The sequence below is a fragment of the Variovorax sp. genome (assembly GCF_965279555.1).
GTDB lineage: Bacteria > Pseudomonadota > Gammaproteobacteria > Burkholderiales > Burkholderiaceae_C > Variovorax.
In genome coordinates, this window is record NZ_OZ257247.1 from 850,273 (window position 1) to 866,192 (window position 15,920).

At 62.2% G+C, this 15,920-nt stretch carries 10 protein-coding genes; 2 read left to right on the forward strand and 8 right to left on the reverse strand.

Annotation, left to right across the window (positions count from 1 at the left end; translation table 11 throughout):
• Positions 1-196: 196 nt before the first annotated feature.
• From ACQY8B_RS04205 to ACQY8B_RS04215, 3 genes are all read right to left on the reverse strand, one after another.
• Entirely contained in the window at positions 197-1,510 is a 1,314-nt protein-coding gene (locus ACQY8B_RS04205; protein WP_422085545.1) for an MFS transporter, read from the reverse strand.
• Positions 1,511-1,568: 58 nt separating this feature from the next.
• Positions 1,569-3,209 carry a GMC family oxidoreductase gene (locus tag ACQY8B_RS04210; protein ID WP_422085546.1) on the reverse strand — a complete coding sequence of 547 codons (1,641 nt, stop codon included), beginning with the start codon at positions 3,207-3,209 and terminating at the stop codon, positions 1,569-1,571.
• A gap of 131 nt (positions 3,210-3,340) precedes the next feature.
• Positions 3,341-4,978: a methyl-accepting chemotaxis protein gene (locus tag ACQY8B_RS04215; protein ID WP_422085547.1), complete on the reverse strand. Its 1,638-nt coding sequence runs from the start codon at positions 4,976-4,978 to the stop codon at positions 3,341-3,343.
• Between the two features lie 323 nt (positions 4,979-5,301).
• Here ACQY8B_RS04215 and ACQY8B_RS04220 point away from each other — a divergent pair, with 323 nt between their 5' ends.
• A complete protein-coding gene (locus tag ACQY8B_RS04220) occupies positions 5,302-6,108 on the forward strand; it encodes an IclR family transcriptional regulator (RefSeq protein WP_422085548.1) in 807 nt (268 codons plus the stop codon).
• Between the two features lie 31 nt (positions 6,109-6,139).
• On the opposite strand, the gene ACQY8B_RS04225 is transcribed toward ACQY8B_RS04220, so the two are convergent.
• Positions 6,140-6,472, reverse strand: coding sequence for a hypothetical protein (locus ACQY8B_RS04225; RefSeq protein WP_422085549.1), 333 nt, complete (start codon positions 6,470-6,472; stop codon positions 6,140-6,142).
• A gap of 202 nt (positions 6,473-6,674) precedes the next feature.
• On the opposite strand from ACQY8B_RS04225, the gene ACQY8B_RS04230 reads away from it, so the two are divergent.
• A complete protein-coding gene (locus ACQY8B_RS04230) occupies positions 6,675-7,901 on the forward strand; it encodes a DUF2252 domain-containing protein (RefSeq protein ID WP_422085550.1) in 1,227 nt (408 codons plus the stop codon).
• Between the two features lie 132 nt (positions 7,902-8,033).
• On the opposite strand, the gene ACQY8B_RS04235 is transcribed toward ACQY8B_RS04230, so the two are convergent.
• The 4 genes from ACQY8B_RS04235 to ACQY8B_RS04250 all read right to left on the reverse strand — a co-directional run bounded on the left by ACQY8B_RS04235 (position 8,034) and on the right by ACQY8B_RS04250 (position 15,787).
• Positions 8,034-11,462, reverse strand: a complete 3,429-nt coding sequence (locus ACQY8B_RS04235) for a calcium-binding protein (RefSeq protein WP_422085551.1) — start codon at positions 11,460-11,462, stop codon at positions 8,034-8,036.
• 125 nt (positions 11,463-11,587) lie between these two features.
• Positions 11,588-12,052 carry a hypothetical protein gene (locus tag ACQY8B_RS04240; RefSeq protein ID WP_422085552.1) on the reverse strand — a complete coding sequence of 155 codons (465 nt, stop codon included), beginning with the start codon at positions 12,050-12,052 and terminating at the stop codon, positions 11,588-11,590.
• A gap of 4 nt (positions 12,053-12,056) precedes the next feature.
• Positions 12,057-13,547, reverse strand: coding sequence for an HlyD family type I secretion periplasmic adaptor subunit (locus ACQY8B_RS04245; RefSeq protein WP_422085553.1), 1,491 nt, complete (start codon positions 13,545-13,547; stop codon positions 12,057-12,059).
• On the reverse strand, positions 13,544-15,787 hold the full coding sequence (locus ACQY8B_RS04250; protein WP_422085554.1) for a type I secretion system permease/ATPase: 2,244 nt from the start codon (positions 15,785-15,787) through the stop codon (positions 13,544-13,546). Before ACQY8B_RS04250 ends, ACQY8B_RS04245 begins: the two co-directional genes overlap by 4 nt.
• Between the last annotated feature and the right edge of the window lie 133 nt (positions 15,788-15,920).

A 15,920-nucleotide genomic window follows, 5' to 3' on the forward strand; every position in this document is an offset into this window, starting at 1 on the left:
GCAAATCTCAAACTTCAAGCCAAAAATGTAAGTACGCGTACAGGCTGGCGATATGCCTGAAAGGGGGTACCTGCCGGGGGCGTATCGGCATGCAACAGAGCCATCTCACAGACCCTGGGCAAGCCCCAGGAGGGGTGCCGTGCCGAACTGCATCCACAAGTAACCGATGTTTCTTGATGGATGCAAAAGTACTCATTTAACGCGAGGCCACCGCCACGGGCGCGTCCTCCGGCGACGGCGTGCGCCCGATCATCCAGGCGCACACTGCCGACACCACGCCCGCGAACAGCACGTAGAGGCAGATCTGCCACGGCTCGCCGCCGCCCGATTTCAGCAGCGCGGTCGCGATGATGGGCGTGATGCCCGAGGCGAAGATGCCCGAGAACTGGTAGACGAAGCTGATGCCCGTGTAGCGCACCTTGGCGTCGAACAGGTCGCAGAACAGGGCAGCCTCCGGCCCGTACACCGACGCATACAGGATGCCGAAGGGCACGATGATCGACAGCCATATCAGCAGCACGTTGCCGCCGCTGTGCGTCATGAGCCAGAAGCCCGGAAACGCCGACAGGGCCGTGATGAGCGACCCCCACATGTACACCCTGGGCCGCCCCAGCCGGTCTGACATGCGCCCGAAGAACGGAATGGCGAAGCACATCACCACGGCGGAGACCATCACGCCCAGCAACGCCTCGGTGCGGCTGATCTTGATGGTGCTGGTGAGGTAGTTGATGGAGAACACGCCGAAGATGTTGAAGAACACCCCGTCGATGTAGCGCGCGCCCATGCCCTTGAGCACGTTTCCGGGGTAGCGCCGGATCATGTCCATGAACGGAATGCGCAGCTCTGCGTTGCGCGCCTTCACGGCCGCGAACTCCGGCGTTTCCTTCACGTGCAGGCGGATGTACATGCCCACCATCACCATCGCGCCGGAAATCAGGAAGGCGATGCGCCAGCCCCACGACAGGAACTGCTCGTCGGTCAGCAGCCACGACAGCAGCGCCACCACGCCCGAGGCCAGGCACAGGCCGATGGCCAGCCCGATCTGCGGCAGCGACGCGTAGAAGCCGCGTTTTTCCTTCGGCGCGTATTCGTACGCCATGAGCACCGCGCCGCCCCATTCGCCGCCCAGGCCGATGCCCTGCGCCACGCGAAGCAGCAACAGCAGCAGCGGCGCCGCGATGCCGATCTGCGCATAGGTAGGCACCAGCCCGATGAGGAAGGTGGCCACGCCCATGATCATCAGCGTGATGACGAGCATGCTCTTGCGGCCGATCTTGTCGCCGAAGTGGCCGAAGATCACGCCGCCCAGCGGCCGCGTGACGAAGCCCACCGCGAAGGTGGTGTACGCCAGCAAGGTCGACACCACCGGGTCGCTGCCCGGGAAGTAGAGCTTGTTGAACACGATGCCGGCCACCACGCCGTACAGGAAGAAGTCGTACCACTCGATGGTGGCGCCCACCAGCGCCGAAACCACCACCCTGCGAATCGCTTTCTCGTCGCTTGCACTCATGTTTGTCTCCGATGAGGTTGTCGTGGCGGCCTCTGCGGGCCTTGGGTTTGAAAAAAACTCAGTGCGCGGCGGCTGCCGCTCTCACGTCCTCTCTGATCAGGTCGACGGCCTTCTCGGCCATCATCACGGCGGGTGCGTTGGTGTTGCCCGACACCAGCGTCGGCATCGCCGAGCAGTCGATCACGCGCAGCCCCGCCACGCCGTGCACCCGCAGCCGCGCGTCGACCACGGCGAGCGCGTCGCTGCCCATGCGGCAGGTGCCGGTGGGGTGGAAGATGGTGGCGCCGTTGTTGCGACAGAACTCCAGCAGCCCGTCGTCGCTCGTGATGTCGGGGCCGGGCTTCACCTCGCGCTTCACGTAGGGCCGCATCGCGGGAGATTCGGCAATCGCGCGCGCCGCCTTCACGCCGGCCACGGTGGTTGCGCGGTCGAGTTCGGTGGCGAGGTAGTTGGGCTGCATCGAGGGCGGCTCGGCCGCGTCGATCGAGCGGATGCGGATGTACCCGCGCGACTCGGGCCGCAGCTGGCACACCGACATCGTGAAGCCGGAGTAGGGGTGCACCTTGCCGCCCGCCATGTCCGCCGAGAGCGTGGCCACGTGGAACTGGATGTCGGGCGTGGCCGCCAAGGGTCGGCCGTGCGCATCCTTCAGCGCGCGCATGAAGCAGCCGCCCTGGTTGATGCCCACGGCCAGCGGGCCGGTGCGGTGCAACAGCCATTCCAGGCCCATGCCCATCTGGCCGAACCAGGAGTTGAGCTGGTCGTTGGTGGTGATGGGCTTGGCGCACTCGTAGCCCAGGCGGATCTGCAGATGGTCCTGCAGGTTCTCGCCCACGCCCGGCAGTTCGTGCACCACCGCAATGCCGAAGCGATCGAGCAGCGCGCGCGGCCCTATGCCCGAGAGCTGCAGCAACTGCGGCGACTGGATCGAGCCCGCCGACAGCAGCACCTCGGCGCGGCAGCGCGCGGTCTTGAGCACGCGGTCTTGCCGGTAGGTGATGCCGACGGCGCGGCGCCCGTCGAACACCAGCTTGCCCGCCAGCGCACCGGTCTCGATGCGCAGGTTGGGCCGCCGCTTCACGGCGGGCGTCAGGTAGGCCTTGGCGGTGCTGCAGCGCCAGCCCTTGTGCGTGGTCAGCTGGTAGTAGCCCGCGCCTTCCTGCGCGGCGCCGTTGAAGTCGTCGGTGCGCGGCACGCCGGTCTGTTGCGCGCCGCCGATGAAGGCTTCGATCAGCTCGTGCTTCGCCGCGATGTCCGACACCTTCAGCGGCCCGTTGCCGCCGTGGAAGGCGTCGGTGCCGCGCTGGTTGCCTTCGGACTTGATGAAGTAGGGCAGCACGTCGTCGTAGCCCCAGCCGGGGTTGCCGAGCGCGGCCCAGTGGTCGTAGTCCTCGCGCTGGCCCCGGATGTAGATCAGCCCGTTGATCGAACTGGAGCCGCCCAGCGTCTTGCCGCGCGGCCAGTAGATGCGCCGGCCGTTCATGTTGGGGTCCGGGTCGGTCTCGAAGCGCCAGTTGTAGGTCGGGCTCCACATGGTCTTGCCGTAGCCGATGGGCAGGTGAATCCAGAGTGAGCGGTCCGCCGGCCCCGCCTCGAGCAGCAGCACGCGGGTGGCCGGGTCTTCGCTCAGCCGGGCGGCCAGCACGCAGCCGGCAGAACCGGCGCCAACGACGATGTAGTCGAACTCTTCATCAGACATGCAGTGGGCGCCTGTGGTTCGGGAATAGGAACAATCGCTTCGATCGGTCGCATCCTAGGCTAATGATTTTCGGAACGCAACGTTCCGTTTTTAAGGTTTACCCGCATGCCTGCCCTGGGCGCTCGCCCGCCCTACGCCAGGGCGTGTTCCAACGGGATTCGACGCACCGGCGCGGACGCTTGCGCAGAAGAGGCGCCGTGACGGGGGGCTTCGATCCGGAAGACCGAGACGGCTTGCACCAGTTGGTCGGCCTGGAAGTTCATGTTTTCTGCAGCGGCTGTGCTTTCCTCGACCAGCGCGGCATTTTGTTGCGTCGCCTGGTCCAACTGCGTCACCGCCTCGCTGACCTGCGCGACACCAGCGCTTTGCTCGGAACTGGCCGCGCTGATTTCACCGACGATATTCGCGACACGCCTGATGGCGTGGACGACCTCCGACATGGTGGCGCCGGCGCGATCGACCAGCACCGAGCCGGTTTCAACGCGGTCGACACTTGCGCTGATCAAGACCTTGATCTCCTTGGCGGCGTCGGCCGATCGGCCGGCGAGGCTGCGCACTTCGGAAGCAACGACCGCAAAGCCTCGCCCTCGCTCGCCCGCACGAGCCGCCTCGACGGCCGCATTCAGCGCAAGGATGTTGGTCTGGAAGGCGATGCCGTCGATCACGCCGATGATGTCGGCGATCCTCTTGCTGCTGTCGTCAATGCTCTTCATCGTCTCCACCATCTGCACCACCACCTCCCCACCCTGAATCGCCAAGGTGCTTGCGCTGTCGGCGAGCTTGTTCGCTTCGCTGGCGTTGTCGGCGTTCTGCTTGACGGTGGAGTTCAGCTGCTCCATGGAGGCCGCGGTTTCTTCAAGTGAAGACGCCTGGGACTCTGTTCGACGCGAAAGATCGTTGTTGCCTTGCGCAATCTCGGCGCTCGTGGCGGCGATGCTGTGAGCAGAAGAGTGAACCTGACTGATGAGATTCACCAACTGGCGCTGCATGGCGACCATGGAGGCCAGCACGCTGCCCGCCGGTGCCTTGTGCGCGTCGTCGATTTCGCTCAGGTCGCCCTGTGCGACTTTGTGTGCCGCCACGCTGAGTTTGGCCGGCTCGCCGCCAAGCGCCGAGAAAAGACGGCGCGTGATGAAGATGCCGAGTGCCACAGCGGCAAGCACCGCAAAGATACTCAAGGCCAGCAGTAGGGCCAGCTGCCTTGAATAGGCCGCTGCGGAAGCCTCGACGTTCTTCTGGGATATCTCTGCGTTGTAGTCCGTGTATTCCTTCGAGGCGGCGAGAAGTTGCACGAGCAACGGCCGGCACTCGACGTTCATTTCTTCGATGGCCTCGTCACGTTTGCCGGCGTCAGCGAGTTCGACAATGGACAGCGCGACGGGCAAGTACTCTTTTTCGACCTTGTCGATCTTTGCAAAGATGGCCCGCTCGCGATCTGTGACGTTGGGTCCTGTGTCGAGTGCTTCCTTGAGCTTTTTCAAGCTGGATTTCAATTGTTCGTTGCCGTCGACCGCCATCGCCTTGGCCAGGTCGCGATCAGCCCGAGAGCCCACGAGCACCATGTCGCGCACGCCGATAGCCCGTCGACTGGCCGCGATACCGATGCCGGCGGTCAGCGCCTGGCGGTGTGCGATGCCGGCGATGTAGCCGGAGAATCTGTCGTTCGCTGCACTCAGCGAACGCAGAGCCAAGAGGCTCACGAGCAGCACCAGCAGCGCGAGCATCGCGAAAGTCGCGGAGAGAAGTTTCCGCGTTGAGAGATTTTTCATGAATCCGATTCCAGAGGAGGGGGGAAAGCAAACCCGCAAGACGCATTACCGGAACTGCGAAGTTTTGATTGGCTGATTCCGTGCCATTCTTTTTCGGCCATGAATGCGGGTTTCTTGAGTCCTTATGTTCTCTTTTTCTGCGTTGTTAACAGATGATCTGTTTTTGTTTACAAGTTGGGTTCTTTCATTTTTATTTTTCGGCGAGCCAATGAACTTGCAACGCTGAAAGGCCTTGAATCCGGGCGGTGGAACAATTGCTTCGTTCGGCCGCATCCTGGGCCATTGATTTCCTGAACGATTTTTCATTTTTAAGGGTTACCCGAATGCCCCGTTCCGCGCGCCCGCCTGCCGCAGTGATTTCTCCCGAGGAGCCGGAGTCGGCCTCCGCCTCCGGTTCGTCGGCCGAGCGCAGCCTGCGCCTGCTGGCGCTGCTCGCCAACGAGGGCCGGGCGCTCACGCTCGCCGACCTGGCCGCGCAACTCGGCCTGCCCAAGGGCACCGCGCACCGCATCTGCACGCAACTGCTGGCGACGGGATTTCTGGCACGCGACGTGGACGAGCGCTCGTTCAGCGTCGGCCCTGCGCTGCGCAAGCTGGCCTTCGACACGCTGAACCACGGCGTGGTGCGCGGCCTGCGCCACGAGGTGCTGTCGGAACTGGTGCGCGAGGTCGGCGAGACCTGCAACCTCACCACGCTCGATGGTGCGCGGGTGCTCTACCTCGACCGCGTGGAAGCGCAATGGCCGCTGCGGTTGACGCTCGACGTGGGCTCGCACGTGCCGCTGCATTGCACTGCCAGCGGCAAGCTGTTCCTTGCGCAGATGCCCGAGAAAGAGCGTGACGCGCTGATCGACAACCTGCCACTGGAGCGCATGACCGCCAACTCCATCACCACCGCCGACGCGCTGCGCACCGAGTGCGACGCGATCGCGCAGCAGGGCTATTCGTGCGACCGCGAGGAGTTCATTGCCGGCCTGGTGGCGGTGGCCGTGCCGGTGCGCGATGCACAAGGCGCGGTGCGCGCTGCGCTGGCCGTGCATGCGCCGACCGCGCGGATGTCGATGGTCGATGCGTTGAAGCGCATAGAAGCGCTCAAGGCCGCGGCCGGGAAGATGACGGCGTTGCTCTGATGCTCTGAGGCCCGGCAACGCCGCCCGGCTCTTACTTGCCGATCTGCTGGCTGACCGCGTTTTCCTGCTGGTTCAGCGCGCGTTGCTCGGTGCGCGTGATGTGGCTGCCATCCTGGCTGGCCATCGCATGCTCTTCGCGGCGGATCTGGTGGTCTTCATGATGCAGGCCGGCCGCCTGTGCGCGGGTGATCTGGCCTGTCTTCACTTCGTTGTGAATGCGCCGGTCCTGGTTGGCCAACCGGTGGTTGACCTCGGTGCGGCGCGGATGGTCCTTCTGCCACTGGGTCTCGGCCAGTGCACCGGTGGAGACGCTGGCGACCGCCACGGCGGCCAGGGCGAGGGCGATGAAACGACGGTGGAACATATGCACTCCTTGGTGTGAAGAGGTTGCGTGCCGGAGTGGCGCCGCATGCCTGAAACAACGAGCCTTCATCGGCGGTCGTGGACGCCATGCGCGTATCGGCCGCGTAAAGCTGCGTTACCGCATCCGCACTGCGCAACTGAGTTCAGAATCCGCCATGACAGGGCGCGCGTCGCGCGCTCGCGAATGAAAGGGGAATGCAAGCATGCTGAACGTCGCCGAGACCATCCGCAACTACAACGCCGGCCGCGACCCCGACCGCCTGGCGATGAAGTACGCCAACATGCGCACCAACGCCTTCGTGTTCCTGCGCGGCACCTGCCACCTGTTCTACGAACGCCTGCCTTCGGAACCGCTGTTCGCCGGCAAGGCGCCCGCCGGCTGGGTGTGCGGCGATGCCCATCTGGAGAACTTCGGCAGCTACAAGGGCGACAACCGTCTCGTCTACTTCGACCTCAACGACTTCGACGAAGCCATGCTGGCGCCCGTCACTTGGGAACTCGTGCGTTTCCTGTCGAGCATCCTCATCGCCGGCGACAGCCTCTGCGCGACCACCGACGACGCCGATGCGCTGTGCAACACCGCCCTCGACGCGTACATCGGCGCTCTGTTGCTCGGCAAGGCCCGTTGGGTAGACCGCGACAACGCCGACGGCCTGATCGAGCAACTGCTCGACACCCTCAAGGCGCGCACGAGGCCGGCCTTCCTGGACAAGCGCACCGACCGCAAGGGCCATGGACGCGTCATCCGCATCGACGGCAAGCGCGCACTCGCCGCCAGCGATGCGCAGCGCGACCGCGTGACCAAGCTCGTCGGCGCCTATGCCGCGACGCAGGACAAGCCCGAGTTCTTCAAGGTGCTCGACGTGGCAAGGCGCATCGCCGGCACCGGCAGCCTGGGTGTGGAGCGCTACATCATCCTGGTCGAAGGCAAGGGCTCGCCCGATGGCAACTACCTGCTCGACCTGAAGGAGGCGCTGCCTTCATCGCTCGCGCCGTACCTGAAGCTCGCGCAGCCTGCATGGCCTTCGCAGGCGCACCGCGTGGTGGGTCTGCAGCGCCGCATGCAGGCCGTGTCGATGGCGTTCCTGCAGCCGATCGTCGACGCCAAGCCGGCTGCTGCTGCCTCCTACGTGCTGCGCGGCCTGCAGCCCAGCGAAGACCGCGTGAACCTCGACGTGAAGCGCACATCGCTCGACCAGATCCGCGGCGTCACCAACGAAATGGGCCAGCTCATGGCCTGGGCACAACTGCGCAGCTCCGGCCGCGAGGGCTCGGCTACCGCCGATGCGTTGATCGACTTCGGCGGTTCGGCCAAGTCGTGGCGCAAGGATCTGATGGACGCGGCGCACCAGTGCACGGCTCAGGTGGTGAAAGACTGGAAGGATTACTGCGAGGCTTATGACGCGGGGGCGATGGTGCCTGCCAGGTAGCGCCAACAGTACGGGGTAATTGCGAGCGTCTCGGCCTGAGTGTCTCGTTTTTCGATCTATCTCAAACGAGAGTTGGGCCGCTGCTGATCACTCAGGAGCGGCCCAACATCTACTCAAAAACGGCTCGTTGGCTCAATGCCAATTTGCAGCGATTACCGTGTTCAAGCCACTTTGGTGGCTGTTTGGCAACGTAGTTTGTCCCGCGACTGGTGGTGAGAATGTCGCCATCGCATCCACGAGATTTTGCACTTGGCTGTCGAGCAAGGTCTTTCCGTCGCTCGTTTTGAATTGCTCAATGCGATAGCCACTCGACGAATACCAGTTGCTGATGGTCAGCCGGTTGTCGGTGCCGATGACATCGATCGAAAGGTCACTGCCGCTCCTGCTGAACCAAAGCTGATCCGCTGAAATATTCGCCCCGAATCGGGCGACGTCGATATTGCCTGCGGTGGTGTCGTAGTCGTAGACGGTGTCGCGCCCGGAGTCACGCGCGAACAGGTAGGTGTCGTTGCCCAGGCCGCCTTCCAGGTAGTCGTTGCCCGCACCGCCGTCCAGCGTGTCGTTGCCGACACCGCCATAGATGGAGTCGTTGCCCATGCCGCCCAGCAGCGTGTCGTTGCCCGCTTGGCCATACAGGATGTCATTGCCGGCCTGACCGTTGATGACATCGTCGGCCGTGGTGCCGGTGATGGTGTCCGCACCTGCGGTGCCTGCGAACATCCGCTCCTTCAGCGCAGCGATGTCCCACACCGTGCCGTCGTCGAACTTCACCTGCTGGATTGCGCTGTACGCGTTGAGCGGGTCGTCGTTGTAGAGGAAGTACCCCAGCGTGATCTTGTCGCTCGTGCCCGCGATGGAGAGCACCATGTCGTTGCCCGAGCGTGTCGCCACGATCTCCCCGGGTGCCACGCCGGCCTTGAACCGCAGGGTGTTGAACTTGCCCGCGCTCGTGTCGTAGTCCGAGCTGATGCTGTCCTGGCCGTCGCCCTTGCCGAACAGGTAGGTGTCGTTGCCGGCACCGCCTTCCAGGTAGTCGTTGCCCGCGCCACCGTCCAGCGTGTCGTTGCCGACACCGCCATAGATGGAGTCGTTGCCCATGCCGCCCAGCAGCGTGTCGTTGCCCGCCTGGCCATACAGGATGTCGTTGCCGGCCTGACCGTTGATGACATCGTCGGCCGTGGTGCCGGTGATGGTGTCCGCACCTGCGGTGCCTGCGAACATCCGCTCCTTCAGCGCAGCGATGTCCCACACCGTGCCGTCGTCGAACTTCACCTGCTGGATTGCGCTGTACGCGTTGAGCGGGTCGTCGTTGTAGAGGAAGTACCCCAGCGTGATCTTGTCGCTCGTGCCCGCGATGGAGAGCACCAGGTCGTTACCCGAGCGTGTCGCCACGATCTCCCCGGGTGCCACGCCGGCCTTGAACCGCAGGGTGTTGAACTTGCCCGCGCTCGTTTCGTAGTCCGAGCTGATGCTGTCCTGGCCGTCGCCCTTGCCGAACAGGTAGGTGTCGTTGCCCAGGCCGCCTTCCAGGTAGTCGTTGCCCGCACCGCCGTCCAGCGTGTCGTTGCCGACACCGCCATAGATGGAGTCGTTGCCCATGCCGCCCAGCAGCGTGTCGTTGCCCGCTTGGCCATACAGGATGTCATTGCCCTCACCGCCCAGCAGTGTGTCGTCGCCTGCGCCTCCGTCGAGGCTGTCGTTGCCTGCGCCTCCGTCGAGAATGTCGTTTCCTGTTCCGCCGCTGAAGTTGTTGCCCGCCGCACTGCCGACATAGATGTCATCTTTGGCGCCGCCTGTAGTCGAGGTCCCCGCATAGACGTTCAAGCTGGCAAGCTCTGCCCGAAGGGCAGAGTCCGAGGGGAGCGATTCGATCCAACCGCGTAGACGCTCCATTCCATCGAATCCCACTGCGCGCAGCGTGTTCTGTGCATATCGGTTGAGTTCGACCAGATCGACCAAAGCCGCTCGTTCGTTGTTGGCCTTGAGTCCATCCAGCTTCGCGACCAGCGCGGTCAGATCGAACCCGATGGCCCCGCTTTCATTAATTGTGAGGCCGACGGATTCCAGGTAGGGCTTGAGCCTGGTCTGCAGCACTAGAGCGCCGTAGACACTTTCCCTCAAAGCGTTATAGGCCTGCTGTAACAGTGCGACTTGGGCTGCCGGAGGATTGATGCCGTAGCTCGGGTGGGTGATAGTGATTCCACCCGAAGTGCTTGTATTCGAGTTGCTCGTGAACCCCGCAACTGTTTGTACGGTCGCAGTGGTGCTCGGCTTCTCATAAAAGCGCTCACCGTTGAACACCTCCAGTACGCCAATGAGATTGCGGAACTGCTCTATCGTCATACCTGCAGGAGCGGTAATTCTCAGGTTGATGTTCTCCTTGACGCCCAGGTTGTCTTCGATGCTGCTCCAAAAGTCGCTGCTCTTGCCCCAAGTCGTGATCAGGTTGTCGATCAGCACCATCTGCACTTCGCGCGTCGTGGCCGAACTGAAGGCTGCGAGCGCTATTGCCAGCGCCGGGTTCAGACTCACGGCCTCCGCCAAGTCTCGTACCCTGCCGGAGCCTTGCATCGTTGGCAATGCCTTGGCGATGTCGGTCAGGGGAATGTGATCGGTGAACTCGCGATGGAAGTTGCTCGAGTCCAGGTCGATTGCGCCTGTCGAGAGGCTGGCGGATCCCACGCTGAGGGTTTGATCGTTGCGTGTGAAGCTGGCGCTTTGCGCGATGAAGTTGCCGTTGATGGTTTTGCCAGCCTGGCTGCCGCCCGTGGTGTTCGTGGCGCTGCCCATCACCCCGATGCGGTTGATGCCCAACTGGTCAATCGAAAAGAGCTCGCCCGCGTCGGAGATGCCATCCTGATTGAGGTCGCGCCATACCTTGACCTGATTCCAGGCCATGTCCGAAGCGGTGAAATTGCCATCACCGTTGCTATCCAAATCAGCCAACGCATCGAACCCATTGGCAGCGAATTTGCCGTTGCGCTTGAGAGTGTCGACGCCAAAGAGTTCGCGCCCGGAAGTGATGAAACCATCGTCATTGAGGTCGCGCACCAAGATACCGTCGTCAGGGCCGATCCAGCCGGTGCCGGTCTTGATGCCATCTGCATTGTGATCAAAAAGGACCGCGCCTGAGGCTCGCTTAAGTTCCAAACCATCCCCGTCGAGATCAAGCATCAGGGGATCTACCGACTGGCGCCAACCTTTGGCGTCTCCGAAGTGATCATTCACGAGAGAGTCAACTCCGGGCCATGGCATACCAGTAAATGGGTCTCCACCAGGCAACGGCGTCGGGACTGCTGGCTCTTTCCAAGACCGATGATCAATCGGGTCGTTGATAGTTTCTCCTTGCTTTACCTTGTCGTAGATCCATTTTTCCAATGGATCGGTCGTTTCGCCTTTATTTTTTGCGTTTCGCCAATTTTCATATTCGCGACGACCTACATCATTGTTCCAACGATCCATGTTGTCATCTGCAGGATTGTTTGGGTTTCTTTCCTCATACCAATCCATTAGCCGTTTAGAGATATTTTTACCAAAACGCTCGGTCAGTTGAGCGCTCATCATCGCGTGCCTAAAGGCATCGTACGCATCGTTGGTACCAGTCGCGGGGCTGTTGGGATTCAATGGAAACCCGCCAAGGCTTCGTGCTAGCTCATACATTTTGGGGGCAAAAATCGTACCGGGCATTATTTTCTTTCAAAGTTGTACATCAACTGTCCATTGTCTTTGGTGAAATAAATCATGCTATTTGAATAGTGGCAAATGGACTCTGTGTCACGGGAAAGCACTGCGACGTCCTCGGGAATTTCTATCCAATAGCTTTGATCTCTGCTGTTAAATAGCCACCATATAATTATTTTTTTTCTCTCAATTTCTTTGTATCCGCTAACCGGGCGGCCAACTGATTTTTCAAATACTTCTTCTCTTGGTGTGTATTTCCCTTGAATGCAGATTTTGGTAATTTCTTTTCCGAAAATTTCATCTATTCGCTGCGCTTCGGGCGCATTGTTGGATATTTTTTTTAAAATTTTCTCTTCTTCAACTTTATCCCTGCCGCGGTCTTTTTGATTTGAGCAGCCGGCAAAATTGCAGATGAATAAAAATAATAAAATCCGAGGGATTGTTATCGCTAATGCTATTGGACTTTTCATTGATTTATCTTTCGCGTAAGCTCTCGCTTGTGGCTTTCTGAACCGGGCTGAGTAGAAACTCAATGACTCTTCGCGTGCCCGTCTTGATCTCCGCTGTGAGATTCATCCCCGGCGACAACTTGATCGGCTTGCCATCCACATCGATGGTCGTGTCGTTGAGGTTCAGCGTCACCGGGAAGATCGCCCCACGCTTCTCGTCATTGACCGCGTCGGCTGTCACCGTTTTCACGGTCGCGTTCACCGTCCCGTAGCGCGTGTACGGGAAGGTCTCCAGCTTGATCGCCGCTTCCTGCATCGGGCTCACGAAGCCGATGTCCTTGTTGTCCAGCGTCACCTCTGCGGTCACCTGCGCCCCATCGGGCACGATCACCATCAACGGCTGGGCCTCCGTGACCACGCCGCCTTCGGTGTGCGTGGCCAGTTGCTGCACCGTGCCCGCCACTGGCGCTTTGAGCGTTGTCAGGCGTTCGCGCTGGCCGGCCTTGGCCAGGTCCTGCGTGCCTTGCTGGCGCTTGAGTTCAGCCGCGGCCTCCCGCGTTCTCAGGCTGTGCTTGGTCTCGGCGATGTAGGCAGCCCTCGTGTTCTCGCTCTCCCTCAGCGTGGCATTGGCCTCGGCCAGCCGTGCGCGCTGCGTGGCCAGGTCGCGCTCCAGCTCGATACGCTCCCTCGTGCGGTCCTGGTTCGCATGACTCGACATGAAGCCTTGGTTGGCCAGTTGATGGAAGTCGGCCTCTCTTTGCCTGGCAATCGGCACCGTGGTCTCCAGCTTGGCCACCATTTCGCGCACCGTGGCGATCTCGGCCTGGCGGCGGTTGATCTCTGATGCCGCCTTCGCAAGCTTGGCCGTGATGTCGCTCCACTCGTCGCTCAGCTGGGCTCTGGCGGCGTCGATGTCGACCTCCGACCAATTGCTAGGAATGTTCTTGCCCAGCTCGACGGCGCGGGAGGTCGTCGATGCCGCATTGAGCGCCTGCTGTAGCGCGCGCGTGCGCAGCACCTCGGATTGCACGGACTTCAGTTGCTCGTCGATGCTGGTCTTGTCTGCATTCGCTGTGGTGGGGTCGAGCTCGACCAGCGGCTGGCCCGCTTCGACATGATCGCCGTCCCTGACCAGCACGCGCTTGACCACGCTCACCTCCAGCGGCTGGATGATCTTGGTGCGCTCGCTCACGATGATCTTGCCGGGCGCTACAGCCACTATGTCGATCTGCCCGAAGATGGACCATGTCAACGCGATGAGGAACAGCGCGATCAACGCATAGGCCAGTCGCCGGGGTGCGGGGTGTACAGGGGTGTCCTGCAGGCTCAGTGCCGCGGGCAGGAAAGCAGCCTCATCGGCCAAGCGTCTGGGTCCAGCCAGTTCATGGCGATGCTTCCAGGCGGCCCTGAAGATCGCCCTATAGCGCCCCAGCAGATCGAAGGCAGGGTGCCGCAGTATGTCGCGCGCGTGAGGCGCATTGGCTGCTGGCGCCGTTGTAGAAACCTCCGGCGTCATGCTGGTGCTCCCGATCCAGCCCCTTCGGGCGGATGTCCACCACCCTGCATGTTCCACAGGTGCGCATAGATGCCCTTGGGCCGGGCGAGCAGACTCTCGTGCGTGCCACCTTCGACTATCTTGCCCTTGTCCATCACGATGATGCGGTTGGCATGCCGCACGGCACTCAGGCGATGGGCAATGATGAAAACCGTGCGGCCTTTGCAGATGTGCGCCATGTTGCGCTGCACGATGGCCTCGCTCTCGTAGTCCAGCGCGCTGGTGGCCTCGTCGAAGATCAGGATGCGCGGATGGGTGAACAGCGCCCGGGCAATGGCGATGCGCTGGCGCTGGCCACCGGAGAGGCTGGCGCCTTGTTCGCCCACCATCGTGTCGTAGCCCTCGGGCAGCTCGCTGATGAACTCATGGGCGCCGGCCAGTTGGGCCGCATGAATGATGGCTTCGAGCGGTGCGGCCGGATCGACGATGGCGATGTTCTCGCGCACGCTGCGGTTGAAGAGGGTGTTCTCCTGCAAGACCACGCCCACTTGCCTTCTCAGTTGTGCCGCGTCGATGAGGCTGATGTCGATGCCGTCGACCAGCAAGCGTCCTTGTTCGGGGGCATACAGGCGCTGGATGAGCTTGGTCAGCGTGCTCTTGCCGGAGCCCGAGCGCCCGACGATGCCGATGACTTCGCCGGGGCGCACATCGAGGCTGACGCCGTTGAGCACGGGGGCTGCCTCGGGGCGGTAGCGGAAGGTCAGGTTGTCCAGCGTGACGCGGCCCTTTAAGGCGGGCAGTTGGGCGGCGGTACTTGGAGGGACCTCGGTGCGGGTGTTGAGGATGTCGCCCAGGCGGGCCATGGAGATGCCGGTCTGCTGGAAGTCGGTCCACAGCTGGGCCATGCGCATGATGGGCTGCGACACGCGCTGGGCGAACATGTTGAAAGCGACGAACTGGCCGACGGTCAGGTCGTTGTTCATCACGAGGTGTGCGCCGTACCAGAGGGTGGCGGCATTGACGAGCTTGCCGATGAGGTTGACACCTTCGTGTGCCCAGCTCGCGAGGTTCTGGGTTCTGAAGCTGGCGGAGATGTAGGCGGCGAGCTGGTTGTCCCAGCGGCGCCCGAAGGCCGGCTCGAGTGCGGTGGCCTTGACGGTCTGGATGGCGCTGACGGTCTCCACCAGCATGGCCTGGTTCTCCGCGCCGCGCGCGAACTTCTCGTCCAGGCGGCTGCGCAGGATCGGCACCACCGCCAGGCTCAGGCCGAAGTACAGCGGCATGCTGGCCAGCACGATCAGGGTGAGCGGCACGCTGTAGAACAGCATGACGGCCACGAAGACGATGGAGAAGACGACGTCCAGCAGCACTGTCAGGGCATTGCCGGTCAGGAAGCTGCGGATGTTCTCCAGTTCGCGCACACGGGCGACGGAATCGCCCACGCGCCGGGCCTGGAAGTAGGCCAGGGGCAATTGCACGAGGTGGCGGAACAGGCGTGCGCCGAGTTCGACGTCAATGCGGTTCGTCGTGTGGCTGAAGACGTAGCCGCGCAGGCCATTGAGCAGTGACTCGAAGACGACGACGACCAGCAGGCCGATGACCAGCACGTCCAGTGTGGTCAGGCCGCGGTGCACGAGCACCTTGTCCATGACGACCTGGAAGAACAGCGGGCTGACCAGAGCGAACAGCTGCAGGATGAAGGAGATGAAGAGCATTTCACCTAGCAGCTTCCTGTGCTTGACGAGGCTGGGGATGAACCAGGAGAAGTCGAACTTGGCCAACTCGCCGGCGAGGCTCGCGCGGCTGGTGATGAGGATGAGTTCGCTCGTCCAGTGCGCGGCGAAGACTTCCAGGGGTTCGATGACGGGGCGTCCGTTCGATGAAGAAGGGTCTTGCAGCAGGACGCGTTGGGCATCGCACTGGGCCAGGATTACGAAGCGTTCCTGACCGGATTCGTCACGCAAGACCGCTAGCGCAGGCAACGGCGTCAGGGAGAGGCGCTCCAGCGTGGTGCGGGAGGACTTGGCTTTCAGGCCCAAGTTCCTGGCTGCGCGCAGCAGTGCGGCGGTGTCGACAATCTCGGAAGAGGCAAGGCCCAGTTGATGCGCAAGAAGCGAAGCATCGGCTGCAATCTGATGGAAGCGTGCAATAGTGCACAGCGCAACAAGAGACGGGTTCGCCGCAGCCCCCGCGTCAGGTGCTTCTTGCGGTCGCGCGCACTCCTCCCCGTGCGGCTGCACGCTTGCATCCACCATTCCCATGGCACTCCCTGATCAACTTATTCTGAAACATCAAGATAGCCGATTGGAGGGCTGGGAAGAAAAGACGCCCTACGAAGCATCTGTGCATTAACAAATAGCGGGGCTTTAATATTTTCTGTGTAGAGGCGGAAGG